This window comes from Roseimaritima sediminicola (assembly GCF_009618275.1).
In the GTDB taxonomy this organism is placed as follows: domain Bacteria; phylum Planctomycetota; class Planctomycetia; order Pirellulales; family Pirellulaceae; genus Roseimaritima; species Roseimaritima sediminicola.
In genome coordinates, this window is record NZ_WIAD01000011.1 from 35,122 (window position 1) to 52,889 (window position 17,768).

The following is a 17,768-nucleotide window of genomic DNA, read 5'->3' on the forward strand; positions in this document are numbered from 1 at the left end:
CTATTCCCTACCGATCCTGATGCCTTCGCCTGGCTTCAACACCCGTTGCTTTGGTTTCATCCCATTTACTTGCCAGCGACTTTGCGTCCGCCCTTCTAGCAGATAGTCTGACACGTCCCGATTCCAAACCAGTGGTAGCCGCATGCATCGAGCCCACAGATCGTCGTAGCCAACCGATTGATTTTCCAGTGACGCGTCAATAGTCCGCCGCATTCTGGTTAACGCCTCTCGCCGCAGTTGGTCGTAGTGCTGAGAGGGGGGAGTCGGCAGATCGGCAAAGAGAGGCATTTCGGCAGCCTTGCCGCTCCGTTTCTCAGCCTCTGCGCGAGCCGACTCCATGGTCTCCATCGCCTTTCGTTCAGCATCCTTGAACTTCGCAACGCCCCGATGGTGCCGCGTCAAATAGATCAGATGAAAATGCGTGCGATTCTTCAGACCGTGCAGCACTTGAACAGCGCTGGCGTAAGCGAAGCCGCCTGCTTGCTGAAGGCGGGACATGTATCGCTCGACGATTGCCATGTCGCGATCCTTCTTTTCGATTCCGCTGAACCATTGGTGGACATCATCGATCCCAAACGTCTCGTCGAAAGTCGCGCGTACGTAATCGCGTTGATCTCCGATGAAGCGACGCACGTGTTCGGTCATTAGCATCACGACCGCCTCGCCCGGATCATGCTGGAGTAACGGCGTGATTGTTTTCAGAGGAAGCTTCCAGCCCTTGGGATCGATCAGAATGAAAGGGAAAGTGTCGCTGTCTTTGGAAATATAGTCGCAGATGTCATCAATGCAATCGGCGTAGTCGGCGTTGCGACTGGTGATTTCAATGCCGTCGGTGCGATCGATCCACTGCTGGAGCAACTCATAAGCAGCTTGGTCTTTCTCAACGAAAAATGCACGCAATTGGGGCGGTGTCCTGCCCATCGAAATGAGTTGAGAACACGCTGCCTTTAATTGCTGCGCTGCAATCGCAAACGACGTGTCGTTCAAGTCCTTGGAGCGGCTCTGCCACGGTCCGGAAAATGTGTCCACAAAAGTGATCGATTTCCACTTCTGTCCGATAATTGCCGCAAATGCAACCAAGTAATGCCGGAGAAGCTCGTGCTTCACACGCGTTTGTTCTCGCCCGAAGTACCACTCGTCTTCTTCTGGCGATCCAGCGTCGCTCATCTTGCCCCCCTTACTTCTTCGAATTCGGGGAAGTCATCGTGAGTTCGGCCATCCAGCTCGCGCCCATTCTTCTTCTTCTGGACGCCACCCCACTGCTTGAAGAAGAAGGGGACGCCATCGCGCAGGCATTGGTCACGTATCTTTCGGACCCAATCAATCCGCATTTCCCGAGCACCTGGGCCGCTCTCGCCGCCCACAATCACCCAGTCGATACCACGCCAATCGATTTCGCCGAGATCTTCGAGAAGAGGTTCGACAGAGAGGAATTTGACGGCAGCGTTCGACGCCTTCAATTGGTCGATGCGCGGAAATCCCTGCCGCCGGTTTTCGACGCTGGTTCCCCACCAGATGTGTCTCGCTTGAACAGCATCTGCCAAGCTCGCGTTCAGCATTTGACGCATCCGCTCCGCCCGCTTCGTCAGCACTTGGTAGGTGTGCCAGTTGGCGGAGAGCATCGTATCGACGACTTGGCGGATGAAATGGTCTGGAACGTCTTTGTGAAACAGATCGCTCATCGAGTTGACGAAGACCCGGCGAGGCCGCTTCCACCGTAGCGGCTCGTCGATCTTCTCCGGTACCAACCGCAGATCAAACCCCTGTTCGTAGGGGTGTCCCGGAACGCCGCGAAAGCGCTCTGCGAAGGTGCGTGCGTAGCAATGGGCGCAGCCCGAGGTGATCTCGGTGCAGCCGCGCACGGGATTCCACGTTGCGTCGGTCCATTCGATCGTTGAATTCTCGCTCATGATTGATTCCTCCCGAATCTCTGATCCTACACCTGCCGCGGACACCTCTGGTCAGCGGACTTGGCAGTCCGTAGTTTTCCGACGAACTGCAAACTCCTGAGCTCACTCCGCTAGAGACTCTTCAACTGCGTTTGCGGAGACATCTGCTTGAAAATCTGCTCGACGTTAATCTTAGCTGCGTCCGCATTGAAGCAATGGTCACGGAAGACTGCTCGTAGAGGTTGTCGAGCAGCGATGGTCTTCACAAGGGACTCAGGGACGTCGGCGGCGAAGCATGCGATTAGGTCAGGTGATGCGTGTGGCGAATCGTTGACGAAATAGACTTCGCGGCCGTCGCGCACTTCAGACCTAATCGGCAAGCCCAAATCAACGCCGCAATCCAGCAGGACTTGAAAGAGCAAGTCTTCGCCCAAGCGATCCGGCTTAATGTTATCTACCAACCCACCCAACATCGCTTGCGACGTGTCGGCGGGCGAGTAGTAAACGTCTTTCATGTTAGACGAGGCGATTTTGAGGACGCGGAAGCCAAGGTCTCGATCCTGTGCAAGAAGGTTTTGTTCAACGGCAATCTGCTTGGTTGCCCTGCGAATGCGTTCTTTAGCTATGTCCGCGATGGTGCTGAAGCCGAGCGCAAACGCATTTGACTTCGGGTCACATATTTCGGGCACTTGCACCGCGATCCAGCGACGGTTCCCCGAATCTTCCGCATTAATCTCGTGTACAGCGTGGATCGTTGTGCCTGAACCGGCGAAAAAGTCGAGGACCAATTCATCTTCCGCAACGGTGAAACGAATTATGTCGCACATCAGCTTCAAGCTTTTCGGATTCTGAAAGACTTTTCCTCCCATAAGTTTCTCCAGCGTCTGAGTATTTTCTTGCGCATCGTACAAGCCCAGCCACGACTTGACCGGGGTGTTCGGATTGGCAAACTCATTGAGATATTCCTTTTTCCGCACTTGACCATCTGCGCTAGCTGGAAAAATTAGCACTCGCTCATTTGCCAATCGTTTCATTTCGCCATCGCTGTGCGCCCACGTGTCGCGAAAGATTCTTCCGGTATCGGGGTCTTCTACATCAAATGCTTCCGTTGCGTCCTTGGTCGTGGATTTGCAATTGGTGTTTCGCCAGGGGCCGCGGGGATCGTCGTCAGGATTCGAAAAAGAGTCTTCGCTTCGCTCGATGCCGCGGAACGAAAATTTGGCGGACTTCTGGTAACAGAGAATGTACTCGTGGACACTCACGACCATGTTCGCTGGTGGAACCCCTTTAGCGGCAGCCTTTTTTTGATACGCAAAGCACTCGACAAAATTTTCGCGTCCGAATAATTCGTTGCAGGCCGTCCATAGATTGTAGATTTCGTTTTCGTCTATGGAGATCATTAGGACGCCCTCGTCCTTCAATAGCCTGTAGGCGACTCGCAGACGGGCAACCATCATTGACAGCCAATCCGAATGGAACCGACCGTTGCTTTCTGTATTTAGAACAAGCCTTTCCCCCTCCTCGTTGGTCTGCAAGGATCGCTGAGCATAAGTCCGGTTATCTGTGGCAAACGAATCGTTGTAAACGAAATCGCGACCTGTGTTATACGGCGGGTCGATGTAGATCATCTTGACCTTGCCGAGGTAGGTTTCCTGCAAGAGTTTCAAGGCTTCTAAGTTATCGCCTTCGATGAACAGGTTTTGCGTGCTGTCGAAGTCGATGCTTTCTTCGCGGCACGGACGCAGCGTCTTGGCGATCGGGGCGTTGGCCGCCAGAATCGCTTCTCGCTTGCCGGGCCAGTTGAGGTGATAGCGCTCTAGCGGTCCTTCGACAATCTCGTCCGACAATTCTTGACGCAGTAGATCGAAGTCGATCTTGTGGGTGACTTGGCCGTCCGCGCCCGAAGCTTCGATGACGCAGTTCGGGAACAGTTCGGCGATCTTTTCAATATTGCCAGCGACCAAGTCCGGGGAGTGCATCTTCAGTTTCTCAACCATCGGCTTCCTGCGGTTTCGTTCGGGTAAGTGCTTGGATTTGTTCGTTGATCTTTCGTAGCTGACCGTTCAAATCAACTTTGCGATTGAACTGTTTTTCGGTATTCATCTTCTTGGCAATTCGCTCAGCTTCCCGCCGTGCCGCCAGCACTTCGGCATGCCGTTCAACATGAAGCTTCAGCGACTCACCTTCGCGATCGGGAATGTCGATCATTCCTCGGAAGATAGCGGAGTACAACTTGCTCAAGTTCAGCGTGACTGGAAGAGGCGAACGGTCGCTCTTCCGAGGCTGCCAGCTTGTCGAGACGTAGTGACTGATGACTTTCGCCGACTTATCCGCCTCGCTAGGTCGCTTGAATGCAGCCATCTGGCAAGTACGATCGTCCGAATGAATCTCGTGAATTGTCGGATTAGGAATTGCACGATCGATCGCCTGCAAAATCGCTTCGTCCAATTCGGCGGTCTTTGCCTCGATCTGAATGACTTCGATCTCTGGAACCTCTGGCGTGGAGGGGATGTTCAGCGTTTCGGTCGCCAGCTTGTATTGCCAGGTCATTCGGCTGACCTGCTCAGTGAAGAGCTGTTTCAGCTTTCGATTGTTGCGTGCTCCCGCGTAGAAACGCTCTTTGTTCAGTACGCGACCGAAGTGTGCTTGCTTAGGCCAAGCGAATAGCTTTTGGGCTGCGTCCATCGTCAGGCATCTCCTTTCGGATCGAAGATGACCAAGAAGGTGATCAGCTCAAAGTCGTCTAACCCTTTGATGTCGCCAACGAGGGCCGTGGTCGGTCCTCCGCTGAAGAGGCTATCGACATCGGATTGCTGTTTGCGATCGATGATGCTGTTGATCGCCACGTCCAATAGATCGCTGTAAAACTTCATGTTGCGCCCATCGACTGTGGCGTTGTTGAAGGCCCAGCAGACCTCCTCCACATGTTCACGGCGTCCTTTGCAAGCTGCCCTCGCGAGGTCGAGCAGCCGCTTGACTTCGGTGTGGTCAATCACGACGGCACCGTCGCTTGCCACGTAGACCAGATAGTAAGGATGCAGGCGGTTGTTTCCGTTGATATTCACGTCCGGCGACCGGTTCCGGAGCGTAAAGATCACTCCCGGCTGTAGTCCCAGTTTTGGATCCGCAGGTACAACGCTGTGCATGCCGTTCGGGACGTTGGCCAGATCGCCCGTTTGCTTGACGTACGCCAACAAGTCCATCCGGAAGTCATTCAAACCGAGGTCCGTGATCGAGACTCCGGTTTTGACATCTTCCATTTCGATGACTTCTTCCTGCAGCCGCCGCAGTTGCTCTTTGCGGTAGGCGATCTCATTGTTTGCTGCTGAATCGTGGAGCAGGACGTTGTCGTCACCAGTCGCGGTCATGTCGGCGATGACCATGCGGTTTTCGACTCGTTCTTTCAGGTTGATGTAGTCATCCAGCGTGATGTCGGGCCAGTAATTTACCAACTGAATCGATTGGTTGGGCGAGCCGATGCGGTCGACACGACCAAACCGCTGAACGATCCGCACCGGATTCCAATGGATGTCGTAATTGACCACACAATCACAGTCCTGCAGGTTCTGTCCTTCCGAAATACAGTCGGTGCCGATCAACACATCGATCTCGGCGGGTTCTTCCGGCAAGACGATCGCTTTCTCCTTGGATCGTGGAGAAAAGAGCGTGAGCAGCGATTGAAAGTCGTACCTTTTTGGGCGGCCGTTGTTATCGACGATCGTACTGTGTGGCGGAAACGTGCCCGAGACCGACGCGGTGTGTCCGCCGTGATGGTCGACGGTTCCGGCCTGCTCATCCGCCAGTGCGGCGACGGCCGGAGCGACGTGTTCGTACAGGTACTCAGCGGTATCGGCAAAGGCTGTGAAAATGAGAACTTTGCGATTCTCGGCATTGAACGGCGACTGGAATTTGTCTTTCAAATAGCCGAGCAAGTGTTGCAGTTTGGAATCGTCCCGTGGCGTGACCTTGTTCATCTCGACTAGCAAGGCTCCGATAACCTTCAGATCGCGCTCGAGATCGGCTCGCCACGAGGGAAGATCCATGTCCTCCAGCCGAATCTGAACTTTCCCGGTGGTGACGGCATCAGGATCCAGCACGTCGTCCTCATCCCAGTCTCCGTACGAAGCACCGGCATCAGCGACCTTGATACTGATACCAGTCCGTTGGAATTCGTCGATCTTCTCAAGCAACGAGTGGTGGTTCGCCTGAAGTTTGGAGAGCGTGATGCGAAACGCCTCGATACTGCTTTCCAGACGCTTGAGCAGATTGACCGTCATCAAGTTTTGCAAGCTGCGTTCGCGGTCCAGCTGCCGAAAGCGATTGCCGCTTTCGAATTTGGTGTCGTATTGCTCGGCGTAGAAAGGCAGCCTGCTTGGGTGGATGTAAGCAACCGGAGCGTAGACCGCCAGCGACAGCGACGCCAGCGAATTGTAGATCTCGTTCAGCGAAGGAACATCGGCTCGAGCTGTGAGCGGGCAACGGAACGATTTCGGCGGAAGTCGCCGCGGGAAGGTTCCGACTTCTGCCGTGTCGTAGAACGTTTGGATGTGCTTCCGCGAGCGGGCGATGGTGACACTGTCCAGCAGCTTGAAGAAATCAAAGTCGAGGCTCTTCAAAATTGCTTCGCTTGTCCGCTCATTCGCCGGCAGTTTCGTCCACGCATTGAACGCTGCCTGGGCGCGGCGGAAGATTTCGCTAACGTCGTGAGCTGTGTCGAGTTTGCGATTGATCGCTTCTTGGTCGCCTTCGTAGGCGAGGGCCAGCTGGTTTTTCAGATCGTTGAACCGATTGTTCACCGGTGTCGCTGACAACATCAGCACTTTGGTTTGCACGCCGGCTCGAATCACGGCGTTCATCAGCCGATCGTAGCGAGTTTCCTTTTCTGCGTAGGCGTCCGCATTGCGAAAGTTGTGAGACTCGTCGATCACAACCAGGTCGTAGTTGCCCCAATTGATTTGGTCGAGGCGAGTCCCGAAAGATTCGCCACGCGTTCGCTGAAGATCGGTATGGCACAAGACGTCGTAGTTGAAGCGATCCTTGGCGAAGAGGTTCGTTTTGAGGTTTCGATTGAATGTCAGCCAGTTGTCTGCCAGCTTCTTCGGACAGAGGACGAGCACGCTGCGGTTGCGAAGCTCGTAGTACTTGATGACGGCCAAGGCGGTGAAAGTCTTACCAAGGCCCACGCTGTCGGCGAGGATGCAACCGTTGAACGTTTCGAGCTTGTTGATGATTCCGGTCGCCGCGTCTCGTTGGAAGTTGAACAACTTGTTCCAAACCAACGTGTCGAGGTAACCCGTCATGTCGTTCGGCAGCGTGTCGCCAGAAACGTCTTCGAGAAACTCGTTGAAAATGTTGTACAGCATCTGGAAGTAGATGCGTTCTGGAGCGTTCTCCTGGTAGATCGAAGCGATGTGGTCGCACAGGTTGTCGGTAACCTCGTCGATGCGGTCTTCGTCGTCCCAGATCTGGTCGAACAGCATTAGGTAGTTTTGCGTGATCGGCGCGTCGCTGGATTTGTGGACGAAGTTGGAAATGGCGTCGCCTTTCTGGTAACCCAGATCCACTGCCGTAAATCCATGCAACGGCATATACACGGTCGCTCCCTGTTGATCTCCGCTCGCCGGCGATACGCAAGCAAATTGCTGCATAGGCGCTTTCGTGCGATTTGATCGGAATCGAGCTTTGCGTCGCATCCACTCGGCACACTCTTTGGCGATCGCCCGCTGTGTCAGCTTGTTTTTTAGCTGAATCTCAAACTCAGTTCCGTAGAGACTACGTTCGCGTTCGGCCTTTGGAATGAAGTACTCGCGAGCAACCTTCTTTCCGCTGTCGGTCACCTCGTGTGGTACAAAGGTCGGCGAGGTAAAAATGAATTGAAGCGACTCGAGCTGTTCCAATTCCGAACGCAGAGCTTGGAACGCGTAAATCGAAAAGCACGACGCGGCAATCTTGAGCCTTGCCCCCGGACGGATTGCCCGACGCAGTTCGTCACCGAAAAGCGTGTTGATGTTATCGATCAACTCCATGGGATTCCGTCTTTTTCTACCGAGCAGTTATTGCCGCGTTCACGATGCATCTCTTTTGGCAGCACAGCGGCAGTTGTGTCGCTGCATGTTGACCCAAAAGTGCAAGTAGCTTACGCTGCTGCAACGCGCCGCACAATCAGGGGGTGCGTTTTCCACGTGGGGAGCGAACCCATGCAGTTTGGCGAACGAGTGCGAGAGCTACGTGTTCAGCAAGGGCTGACCCAACAAACCGTGGCCGACCGGATGAGCGTAAGTGTTTCGTACATCAGCAAGGTCGAGAACGGAAAGCTGCACTTCGGTGATTACCCGTCGGAGAAATTCATCCATAAGTTGGCAGATGAATTGAAGGCTGACGAAGACGAGCTGCTGCTGTTGGCCGACAAGGTACCGGCTTCGATCCGAAGCCGTATTCGCCAAAACCCTGAACTCTTCCGACGACTCGCGCAGATGGATCGACGCTCACTGAAAGCTCTAGAAAAGTCGCTCGTCAGTAACAAGTAGCTGCTCCCCCGCCAGTCTTTTACCTGCCAAGTGATTCGATGCCGATCCCAGATTTCCAGTCGATCATGCTTCCGTTTCTGGAAGTCCTCTCCGATGGGCAGGAACGGTCCATGAAGGAGATGGTTTCACTCCTGGCCGATCGGTTCGGGATGTCGGAGAGTGATTTGGCTGAAGTTCTTCCGAGTGGCCAGCAAACCGTCTTCAGTAATCGTGTGGCCTGGGCGAAGACCCACATGAAGAAAGCCGGCCTAGTCGACAACCCTTCGCGTGGACGCGTTCGACTGTCATCTTGCGGACGGGAAGTGCTGGAGAAGCAGCCGGCCGCGGTGAACATGAAGTTTCTAAAGCAATTTGATGGCTACCCTGAATTTATTGCCGGGTCTGCCGCAAGTGATGCCGCGAAAACGAAGACCGCCGAGGAAATTGAAGAAGAAGATGCGACTCCACTCGAACAGCTTGAATCGGCTTACGCCGAGTGGAAGGCAGCGGTGTCGGACGAATTACTTGAGCGATTGAGTGAAGTGTCGCCCGCGTTCTTTGAGCAGGTCGTCGTGCGTCTGTTGCAGGCCATGGGATATGGTGGCGGTGTCGATAGCGGCGAAGTGACAAGCTACGCTCGCGACGGCGGCATCGATGGAGTGATTCGCGAGGACAAGCTTGGCTTGGATGTGGTGTGTCTTCAGGCGAAGCGTTGGCAAGGGACCGTAGGGCGTCCAGTGGTTCAGGCCTTTGTCGGCAGCATGGATCTGATTCGAGCAAAGAAGGGCGTCATCTTAACCACTGGCCGATTCTCTGATGACGCGAAAACGTTTGTCGATCGGATCGAAGGGAAACGAGTGGTTCTCATCGATGGAAAACGACTAGCCGAGTTCATGATCGAGCACGACGTCGGCGTCACGACGAAGACTGTGTATCGATTGAAAGAGGTCTCTGGCGACTTCTTCGAGGAGGGACTCGATCAATGAAATGGCCAGCTCGCGACGGGCATCGCTGAGTTGGTTTCGCACCCCGAAACCAACCGGGTTGTTAACCAGATCGGCCTTCAGAACCAGAGAGCGCGAGAGTCCTCGGCAAAGCCGATTGGTTTCGTAGGGTGCGGGGGTCGCTGAACTGCGAAGGTGAGAGCGCTCTCGGAATTTCGCGAGCAGCGAAACCCAGTGAAATCCGGCGTGAAAACGCGAAAAGCCGAGAACGGGTGTTCTCGGCTTTTGGTGTTAACTGGTGCGGCGGATCAATTCCGCGTATTGAAAAAGCTCAAATTCGAGCTGGCTCATTCGCGACCGGACTGTTAACCAGCGTGGCTCAATGGGCTTTCCTGCTCCCTTGTGGAGCATCAGCGGTCGCGAGGGATCCCTTGGATTTTACTTGGCGACGTTCACTCGGGGCAATCGGAGGGAGGGGCGATCGCAACCGGGTTGTTAACCAAATCTCCGATGGGACTGTCTGGAACTGGACCCTGGAGTAGCAAAATGCTACCCTGGGGTGTTGAGGTGATTTTATGGGACAACCTGTCAAACTTTCCGATCAGTTGGTCGACGACGCACGAGCCGTGGTGCCGTACTCTCAGCGTAGCCTGGCCGGACAAATCGAATTCTGGGCCACCCTGGGCAAGTCGATTGAACCGCTGCTGCGGGGCGATCGCGCGCTCGCGCTGCAGGCTTCCGGTAAGCAGCAACCGCTTTCGGAAATCGTTGCGGACGTCAACTCGGCGGCCGGACGCCGGCGAGTCGCCGACCATTTGGCGCAGCGGCCCTATCCGCATTACAAACCAGTTCCCGGCCGCCCCGATCTTGTCTGCCGAATCGATGCCGACGGATCGGAGATCACCGGCCGCTTCGTGGATCGCGAGTTTGTTCCCGTCGAGGCGGAGCGTTGAGTCGCTGGTTCGCTTTCCTGGACCAACGTCCGATCGTGATCGCGATCGCCGGCTCGAACGGTGCCGGTAAATCGACCTTTTACGAAGCCTTCCTCGCCGACTGCGGATTGCGGTTTATCAATGCCGACGTGATCGCAGCTGCCTTGGAGATTTCGTCGTACGAGGCGGCTGAGGTCGCGGCCGCAATGCGGACGGTATTGGTCAACCAACGCGAGAGCTTTGTCTTCGAAACCGTGCTGTCCGACCCGGTTGGCGAAAAAGTCGATCAGCTCGTTGCGTATGCTTCGCTGGGCTACACGGTAGCGCTGATTTTCATCGAGCTCGATTCGGTCGAGGAATCGATCCGCCGTGTCTCGATGCGAGTCAGCCAGGGAGGCCACGACGTGCCGGACGAGAAACTGCGGGGGCGGTTCGATCGCACTCGGGCTAATCTACAGCGGGCCATCGAGCGACTTCCGCACGTGCTCGTGTACAACAACGAAGATCTGTCGCATCCGTATCGCCTGGTCGCGGCTTATGATCATGGCGTTCGAGTGGACTCCTAAAGACAGTCAAGTCTTCGATGCAGTCCGAAGCTTCCGATGAAACCACCGGCCCCGAGAAGGAATCGCCGAACTGGGAAACCGATCGGCGGACGGTGATCTATGCGCGGCAATCGCGCAGTCGGGCTGGGAGTTTCACTTCCTGCGAGGCGCAGCTCGGTATCTGCCGCGAGATGGCTGGCGAGCGACGGTGGGTCGTCACCCGCATCTTTCGCGACGAAGGCCAGTCCAGTGAAACGCTGGACCGGCCGGCATTGCGGGAACTGATCTCGGCGATTCGAAACGAGGAAGTCGATCGATTGGTAATCTACAGTATCGATCGGCTGACCCGTCGTTTGGCCGATCTGCAAACGTTGCTGGAATTGTTCGACACGCACAGCGTTGAACTCGTTGTCATCACCGATCCCAGCTACAGCCGCACTTCGGCGGCAAGCCGGTTGACGATCAACATCATTGCAGCAGCAAGCGAGTTTCAGCAGGAACTGACTCGGGAACGGATGGCCGATGCGCGGGCGGCGTTGAAGCGGAAGGGGAAGCGGGTCGCCGGTCGTGTTCCGTTCGGGTATCATGCCAATCCGAGAACGAAGCGTCTGCTACCCGATCCCGATCAGCAACCGCTTGTCCGCGACTCTTCAAGTTGGCCGCCGAGGGTGGGCGTCCCAGCGATCTGGCTAACGTGGCAGATCTGAACGGCTGTAAAGATCAAGATGGAAACACGGGCAGATGGACGGCCAGGCGAATCGCGGCGCTGCTGAAAAACCCCACCTACGCAGGTCTGGTTCGTCACGGTAAATCGACACTGCCCGGCGAGCACGAAGCGGTCGTATCGCGTGATGTGTTTGAGGCGGTGCAGCGACAACTGGCCGGACGCCGCACGCGAGAACCGCAGCCGCGCTCCGGCAAACGGCAGTTCGACTCCTTCGGCGTGCATTTGCGAGGGCTGTTGATCTGCGGGCAGTGCGACCGGCCGATGAGCACGAGCGTTTCGCAGCGCGGTCCGGTTCGCTACATCTACTATCGCTGCCGTTCCACCGCGGGCGGCAGGAAGCCGTGTTCGGGCGTGAACGTGGGGGCTTACGAGCTGGAGCAATTCGTGTGCGACGTGCTGTCCGACGTCGATGATACGCGGTCGGTGATTCCGATGGAACTGCGGAAGCACTGGAATGGACTGGACGAACTCGAACAGTCGACGCAGTTACGCGACGTCATTCATCGCGTCGTTTACAGCCACGCGGCTGGGACGATCAGCATCGTCCTGCTGGATGATTGGAGGGCGGCTTTGATGCGTGATAGTTAGCCTTCGAGAATTGAACGAAGGAGATCGGCCACTTCGATCTGTGCAGCCCAATGTTTGAGGTAGTCTCGATCGAGTTCTTCACCCGAAACAAGAAAGATCCCACGGGCGTCCTTCAGTTGCTTGTCACTCGGACTGATCTTGTGCCATCGCAGCTTGTGCAACAAAACGTCTTCCGGTGCCGCGATCCACGCTGGCTGACCGAGTAACGTGATGCGCTGACGACGAGCAAAACGCGTGAACTCGTATTCGTCGCCGGCAACTCGGAAGAAGTCGACCTTCAACGCCGAGCGATTATCAAGCGCGTTGAACTGGTGTGGCGGACGCAGGGCCGATTTCACACTGATTTCTTGGATGAAGAAGTCGTCTTGGAAGGCCGCGAGGATCGCCTCTACTTCCGCCGCGCCATACTCGATGACGAAGTCGATGTCGTGGGTAGAGCGAGGAACTCCCCAGTAGTTACCGGCCATGGAACCGACCAACATATAGTCGATCCCTGCCGTTTCGAGACGGCGCAGGCAATCAACCAGCAATTCCTCCTCTGTCACGAAACGCCCTTTCTAGCGGACTCGATCTCATAACCCGCGCGAATGCGTGCCCGCAGTTTTTCCTCAACGAACGCGTCATCCGCGTCTGGAAAGCGGTTTCGGATGCCTTCCCGAGCGATTGCCAACGAGGCTTCATAAAGACCAAGTCCTATCCGCAAGCGTTCCTCGCCAGTCATTTGGCGATAGGCTTCCAGTTGGAGTTGATCAATATCTTGGAGGCTGCTCATGGTTCGGGCGCTCGATGGCTGAAACAAGAAGTCGCTGTCGCGGGCCGTCTAAGATCATCCGCCCAGCCGCCAAGGATCACGAACCTCAGGTTCATCGAGATTGCGAGTTCGATAAACTCTCTGAAGTCTTGCGGTCGACTCATAGGCCGGTGCCATCATCTGCAGGAAGTGGGCGAGACGCTGGCTTGTCGTCAGCTTTGCGTCATCTTCTCGACTCGCGCGATCGGCTTCCTCGTGCGTGTCGAAGGATCGAATGATCTTTTCCATAAGGGTTTCCTCGGGCACCGAAAGCAACCGGGTTGTTAACCCGATCGGGCGTCCAAAACAGAGAGCGCGAGAACTTTTTTCAGTATGGTTGGTTTCGCACACCGGATGAAACGCTGAACTGGAATTCTGAGAGCGCTCTCAGAATCTCGCACACATCACAAACCCGGCGAAATCCTGCGTCAAAACGCGAAAAGCCGAGAACGGGTGTTCTCGGCTTTTGGTGTTAACTGGTGTGGCGGATCAATTCCGCGTTTTCAAAAAGCTCCCCCGGCAGGACTCGAACCTGCGACAAGGCGGTTAACAGCCGCCTGCTCTACCAACTGAGCTACAGGGGATCGTGGTTTGGCTTTCGCCGAAGCTTGGCTTCGATTGCGTGGGAATTTAATCGATCCACGCATCGCTCGCAAGATCGCCTCGCCGGCCTTTTTTCAGGCGGAACGCGCTTTCTCGCTCGCGGAAATCGACCGCTGCCTCGTGATACTGCTCTACTCTACTTCTTTCCCGAGAATTGCCAACCGCCCGTGGAGATTTTGGCGGCGGCGGGGGGCGCCGTGCGATGGGTGTTGGAGCGCGGGTTGGTGGGGTGGCGATGGTTGGGGGAGTGTTGGTTGTTGGTTGTTGGTTGTTGGTTGTTGGTTGATGGTTGTTGGTTGATGGTTGTTGGTTGATGGGGGGGGAGAACCGAGGCTATCGCCTAAACGGCTCGGGGGGTCTACGCGGTCTTGAGAGGCCGGATTTTTCGGTGTGGGGGATTGTGCTGAATTGGTTTCAATGCCTCGCGGGGTGGAGAGGCGGCGGTTCGGTGGGGAAGGCCCGAGGCTAGCGTCTGCGGCTCAGGGGGGGGGGAGGTTAGGTGAGTTGTTGGTCGAGCCAGGTGAGGATTTGCTCGGCGATCTCGTCGATGCTTTGGTCGTCGACTTCGACTCGGTGCTCGGCCGCCGCGGCGTACAGCGGCTGACGCTGCTCGAGGACCCTCGCGACCTCTTCGGCTGGGTCGCCGCCTGGGGTGGTGAGGCTCGGCCGCTGCGGTCCGTCTTGCTCGTCGGCGGCGATTCTTGCGGCTAGCGTCTCGGGCCGAGCTACCAGCCACACGCAGCGGCCGCTGCGGCGGATCACCTGCCGGTTCTCCTCCCTCAAGATCGCTCCGCCGCCCAATGCCACCACCGCCGCTTCCCGTCGCTCGGCCACTCGCGCAAGCGCCTCGCTCTCGCGGTCGCGGAAGCCCGACTCGCCTTCGTCGGCAAATAGCTCCGGAATCGTCCGCCCCGCCTCTCGCTCGATGACCGCGTCCAGGTCGATCGCGTCCACGCCCAGCTCGCTGGCCAAGGTTCGGGCGACGCTGGTCTTGCCGCTGCCGCGGTATCCGGTGAGGTAGAGGTGCATTTTGGTTGTTGGTTGTTGGTTATTGGTTGTTGGTTGTTGGTTGTTGGTTGGGAACTGAGCCGTCGTTTCGGTGAGTATCGCTGAGCTGGACCGAAAGGCTCTAGCGCGGCTGTGTTTCCCCCTCACCCCCGCCCCCTCTCCCCCGAAGCCTGACTCGCTTGGGCTCGCCAGGCTTCGGGGGAGAGGGGAGTAAAGTGTAGGGAGTTGGACGTTGGGAGTTGGCTGGGGGAACCGGGGCTATCGCCCAAACGGCTCATTTGCTCGACTTAAGCACGTCGGCATGAATTTTTCGGTGAAACCCCGCGACAACACCCTCCCGCGCAGCGGGAGGGTCGGGCTCTTAGGCCCGGGAAGGGCCCTACGAAAACCCTCTCCGGGCCTAAGAGCCCGACTCCCCCAGAGGGAGAGTAAAGCCGAATGAAATGTTGCGACGTGCTTAGCCTTCGCTTTGGGTGCGGTGGACTTCGCGGGGTGGGTACTGGCCGGGGGCGTCTTCGGTGTAGTGCTGGGCAAGCGCGGCGTCGAACGCTTCTCGCGATCGCATCCGCGTAAAGGAACTGCGGACCTCGTCCATCCGCGGGTGGCTGGCCGTGTACTTGATGCAGAACTTTCGCATCAATAACGGAGCTCGGTCCTCGCCGTAGGTCTGCTCGCACAGATCGAAGTGCTGCCGCATCACGTCGGCTTGCTGGTGCAGCGTGGGCGGGGGCGGCAGGGGTCGGCCCTCGGCGAGGGCTCGGGCCTGAGCGAAAATCCAGGGGTTGCCGATCGCGCCGCGAGCCACCGTGACGCCGTCGATCCCCGTCTCGGCGATCATCCGCAAACAGTCCTCGGCGCGAAACAGGTCGCCGCTGCCGAGCACGACGCGGTCCGGGCCGATGTGCTGTTTGACTTCCCGCAGAAACTCCCAGCGGCTCGGCCCGATGTACCGCTGCTCCACGGTCCGGCCGTGTACCGTCACCGCGGCGATGCCCGCGTCGAACCCGCCGTCGAGGATCTCGAAAAATTGGTCTCGCGACTGCTGGGTATCGTCGATGCCGCGGCGCATTTTCACGGTCACCGGGATGTGATCGGGTACCATGTCACGGGTGCGGCGAATGATCTCGATCGCCACGGCCGGCTGGGAGAGATGAAATCCGCCCCGGCAGCGCCCCAAAACCTTCTTCACCGGACAGCCGAAATTGATATCGATCACGTCGAATCCGGCTTCGACCAATCGCAGCGCCCCGGCCGCAAACTGCTCCGGTTCCGCTCCCATCAGCTGGCCGCCCACAGGAGCCTCGTCGGGATGAATCGTCAAAAAGTGCTTGGTTTTCTGCCGTTTCTTGACCGCCAGCAGAAACTGGTCCAGCATGACTTCACAGATCGCGTAGCCCGCGCCGTGGCGACGGGCGAGCAGCCGCATCGGCAGATCGCTGTAGCCCGACAGGGCGGCCTGGACGATCGGGAAATCGATGGGCACGTTGCCGATGCGAAGCGGCTGGAGCGTTGGGAGCTGCGGAGCAGACGGGAAAGCGTTCATGTCCGGGGGCGAGTTTGTGTCCGGGGGCGCATTCATGGCCGGGGGCTTTGCGAGGCGGTAAATTCTTCACATGCTTTGTTGAACATAACGTGGGTCTTGTGGACATGTACATACTGCGAACTTGGTTGGCCATCGGGTTGCTGCTGGCCGCGACCGCTGATGCGAAGGAATCTGGCGTGAAATTGGAATCGGAAGCTTGGGGAAAAACCAACGAGGGCGAACCGGTCACTCGTTTTCGGCTGACCAACGCCCACGGCCACTCGGTGGCCCTGACCGACTGGGGCGCGACCCTGCTGGAAGTGGTCGTGCCGGATCGCGACGGCAACACGGCCAACGTCAATCTCGCCTTCGATTCCCTGGACGGCTACCTGGGCTCGCACCCGCACTTCGGCGGCACCATCGGCCGCTTTGCCAACCGCATCGCCAAGGGCCGTTTTGAGATCGACGGCAAGACGTACGAGCTGGTCACGAATAACGGCCCGAATCATCTGCACGGCGGCAGCGTCAGCTACGACCACCGGATGTGGCAAGCCGAACCGTTTGAGTCGACCGAATCGTCCGAGCTGGGGGCGGCGGGCGTGCGGTTCACCCTGGTCGATCCCGACGGCTTTGAGGGCTACCCCGGCACCGTGACTGTGGTGACCGAGTACACCTGGAACGACGCCAACGAGCTGACGATCCGGTTCACCGCGACGACCGACGCGCCCACCCACATCAACCTGACCAACCACAGCTACTGGAACCTGGGCGGGGCCGGCAGCGGATCGGCCATGGACCACGTGGTGACGATCCACGCCGACCACTTTTTGGACGTCGACGCGACGCTGATCCCGACGGGCAAGCTGAGCGACGTGGCCGGCACGCCGCTGGACTTTAGCCGAGGCGAAACCCTGGGAGCTCGCCTGGATCAATTACCGGCGACCAAGGGCTACGACCACTGCTACGTCGTCAACGGCCACGCCGGGGTGCTGCGGCCGGCCGCTCGCGTTGTGGATCCGGACAGCGGCCGCGTCCTGGAAATCGAAACGACTCAGCCCGGCATGCAGCTGTACACGGCGAACCACCTGCCCGGCAACGCGTCCTCAGCCGGAGCCGGTGCGCACGAGGCGTTTTGCTTGGAGACTCAGCACTACCCGGACGCGCCCAACAAGCCGTCGTTCCCGAGCACGCTGCTGAAACCCGGCGCGACGCTGGAAGAGACGACGGTGCACCGGTTTTCGGTGGAGTGAGTTGGGGGTTGGTTGTTGGTTGTCGGTTGTTGGTTGATGGTTGATGGTTGATGGTTGATGGTTGTTGGTTGTTGGGGAGGTAGCTGAAGTCGCCAGACTTTGGGGGGGAGGCGGCGCGGCTGATTGCAAATTGCAAAATGAACATTGCAAATTGTTTATTGGGAAGGGGCGCTGGAGTCTAGCCTTTAGGCGATTGCAGACTGCCTGTTGGACGCGGGGCGGCTGAAGCCTGGACTCTGGCGCCTTGATGCTGACGCGTTCGGGTGCGGGTGCTGACAGGCGGCGCCGCGCGATCATTCCCCCTCACCCCCGACCCCTCTCCCCCGAAAGCCTGGCTCGCTTGGGCTCGCCAGGCGTTCGGGGGAGAGGGGAGAAAATGTTCGTGTGGGCGGGTTACCTCGGATTGCATCCGAGGCTATCGACTGCCATCGCTTCGCGATTCCGGCTGTCCGCTCATTGGCAAC

The 17,768-nt window shown here is 57.5% G+C and carries 17 protein-coding genes and 1 tRNA gene; 7 read left to right on the top strand and 11 right to left on the bottom strand.

Annotation, left to right across the window (positions count from 1 at the left end; translation table 11 throughout):
* The 5 genes from tcmP to GE027_RS08035 form a co-directional block, all read right to left on the bottom strand.
* Positions 1 to 1,167 (bottom strand): three-Cys-motif partner protein TcmP, encoded by a 1,167-nt coding sequence (gene tcmP, locus GE027_RS08015; protein ID WP_153556673.1) that lies wholly within the window; start codon positions 1,165 to 1,167, stop codon positions 1 to 3.
* Positions 1,164 to 1,910 carry a DUF5131 family protein gene (locus tag GE027_RS08020; RefSeq protein ID WP_153556674.1) on the bottom strand — a complete coding sequence of 249 codons (747 nt, stop codon included), beginning with the start codon at positions 1,908 to 1,910 and terminating at the stop codon, positions 1,164 to 1,166. Before GE027_RS08020 ends, tcmP begins: the two co-directional genes overlap by 4 nt.
* Before the next feature lie 110 nt (positions 1,911 to 2,020).
* Complete coding sequence (locus tag GE027_RS08025) at positions 2,021 to 3,886, bottom strand: site-specific DNA-methyltransferase (RefSeq protein WP_153556675.1); 1,866 nt, start codon at positions 3,884 to 3,886, stop codon at positions 2,021 to 2,023.
* Positions 3,879 to 4,574, bottom strand: coding sequence for a DUF4391 domain-containing protein (locus GE027_RS08030; RefSeq protein ID WP_153556676.1), 696 nt, complete (start codon positions 4,572 to 4,574; stop codon positions 3,879 to 3,881). Before GE027_RS08030 ends, GE027_RS08025 begins: the two co-directional genes overlap by 8 nt.
* A 2-nt stretch (positions 4,575 to 4,576) precedes the next feature.
* Positions 4,577 to 7,477, bottom strand: a complete 2,901-nt coding sequence (locus tag GE027_RS08035) for a DEAD/DEAH box helicase (protein WP_237607394.1) — start codon at positions 7,475 to 7,477, stop codon at positions 4,577 to 4,579.
* Positions 7,478 to 7,801: 324 nt separating this feature from the next.
* Between GE027_RS08035 and GE027_RS23330 the strand changes: the two genes are divergently transcribed.
* The 6 genes from GE027_RS23330 (at position 7,802) to GE027_RS08065 (ending at position 12,131) form a co-directional block, all read left to right on the top strand.
* On the top strand, positions 7,802 to 8,416 hold the full coding sequence (locus tag GE027_RS23330) for a helix-turn-helix domain-containing protein (protein ID WP_237607380.1): 615 nt from the start codon (positions 7,802 to 7,804) through the stop codon (positions 8,414 to 8,416).
* A 38-nt stretch (positions 8,417 to 8,454) separates the two neighbouring features.
* The gene (locus GE027_RS08045) at positions 8,455 to 9,381 is read left to right on the top strand and encodes a restriction endonuclease (protein WP_153556679.1); all 927 of its coding nucleotides are present in this window, start codon (positions 8,455 to 8,457) and stop codon (positions 9,379 to 9,381) included.
* A 533-nt stretch (positions 9,382 to 9,914) separates the two neighbouring features.
* Positions 9,915 to 10,292 (top strand): TA system antitoxin ParD family protein, encoded by a 378-nt coding sequence (locus GE027_RS08050; protein ID WP_153556680.1) that lies wholly within the window; start codon positions 9,915 to 9,917, stop codon positions 10,290 to 10,292.
* Positions 10,289 to 10,837, top strand: coding sequence for a zeta toxin family protein (locus tag GE027_RS08055; RefSeq protein WP_153556681.1), 549 nt, complete (start codon positions 10,289 to 10,291; stop codon positions 10,835 to 10,837). Before GE027_RS08050 ends, GE027_RS08055 begins: the two co-directional genes overlap by 4 nt.
* A 17-nt stretch (positions 10,838 to 10,854) precedes the next feature.
* A complete protein-coding gene (locus GE027_RS08060) occupies positions 10,855 to 11,523 on the top strand; it encodes a recombinase family protein (RefSeq protein ID WP_153556682.1) in 669 nt (222 codons plus the stop codon).
* Positions 11,511 to 12,131, top strand: coding sequence for a recombinase family protein (locus tag GE027_RS08065; protein WP_237607381.1), 621 nt, complete (start codon positions 11,511 to 11,513; stop codon positions 12,129 to 12,131). The genes GE027_RS08060 and GE027_RS08065 overlap by 13 nt, the downstream gene beginning before the upstream one ends.
* Here GE027_RS08065 and GE027_RS08070 read toward each other — a convergent pair.
* From GE027_RS08070 to GE027_RS08095, 6 genes are all read right to left on the bottom strand, one after another.
* Entirely contained in the window at positions 12,128 to 12,676 is a 549-nt protein-coding gene (locus GE027_RS08070) for a hypothetical protein (RefSeq protein ID WP_153556684.1), read from the bottom strand. The two genes, GE027_RS08065 and GE027_RS08070, sit on opposite strands and share 4 nt — an antisense overlap.
* A complete protein-coding gene (locus GE027_RS08075) occupies positions 12,673 to 12,903 on the bottom strand; it encodes a hypothetical protein (RefSeq protein WP_153556685.1) in 231 nt (76 codons plus the stop codon). Before GE027_RS08075 ends, GE027_RS08070 begins: the two co-directional genes overlap by 4 nt.
* A 54-nt stretch (positions 12,904 to 12,957) precedes the next feature.
* Entirely contained in the window at positions 12,958 to 13,170 is a 213-nt protein-coding gene (locus GE027_RS08080; protein WP_153556686.1) for a hypothetical protein, read from the bottom strand.
* A 262-nt stretch (positions 13,171 to 13,432) separates the two neighbouring features.
* A tRNA-Asn gene (locus GE027_RS08085) sits at positions 13,433 to 13,505 on the bottom strand.
* Between the two features lie 514 nt (positions 13,506 to 14,019).
* On the bottom strand, positions 14,020 to 14,553 hold the full coding sequence (locus tag GE027_RS08090; protein ID WP_153556687.1) for a shikimate kinase: 534 nt from the start codon (positions 14,551 to 14,553) through the stop codon (positions 14,020 to 14,022).
* Positions 14,554 to 14,989: 436 nt separating this feature from the next.
* Positions 14,990 to 16,075 (bottom strand): tRNA dihydrouridine synthase, encoded by a 1,086-nt coding sequence (locus tag GE027_RS08095; protein ID WP_237607395.1) that lies wholly within the window; start codon positions 16,073 to 16,075, stop codon positions 14,990 to 14,992.
* Between the two features lie 176 nt (positions 16,076 to 16,251).
* On the opposite strand from GE027_RS08095, the gene GE027_RS08100 reads away from it, so the two are divergent.
* Complete coding sequence (locus GE027_RS08100; RefSeq protein ID WP_237607382.1) at positions 16,252 to 17,304, top strand: aldose epimerase family protein; 1,053 nt, start codon at positions 16,252 to 16,254, stop codon at positions 17,302 to 17,304.
* The last annotated feature ends 464 nt before the right edge of the window (positions 17,305 to 17,768 follow it).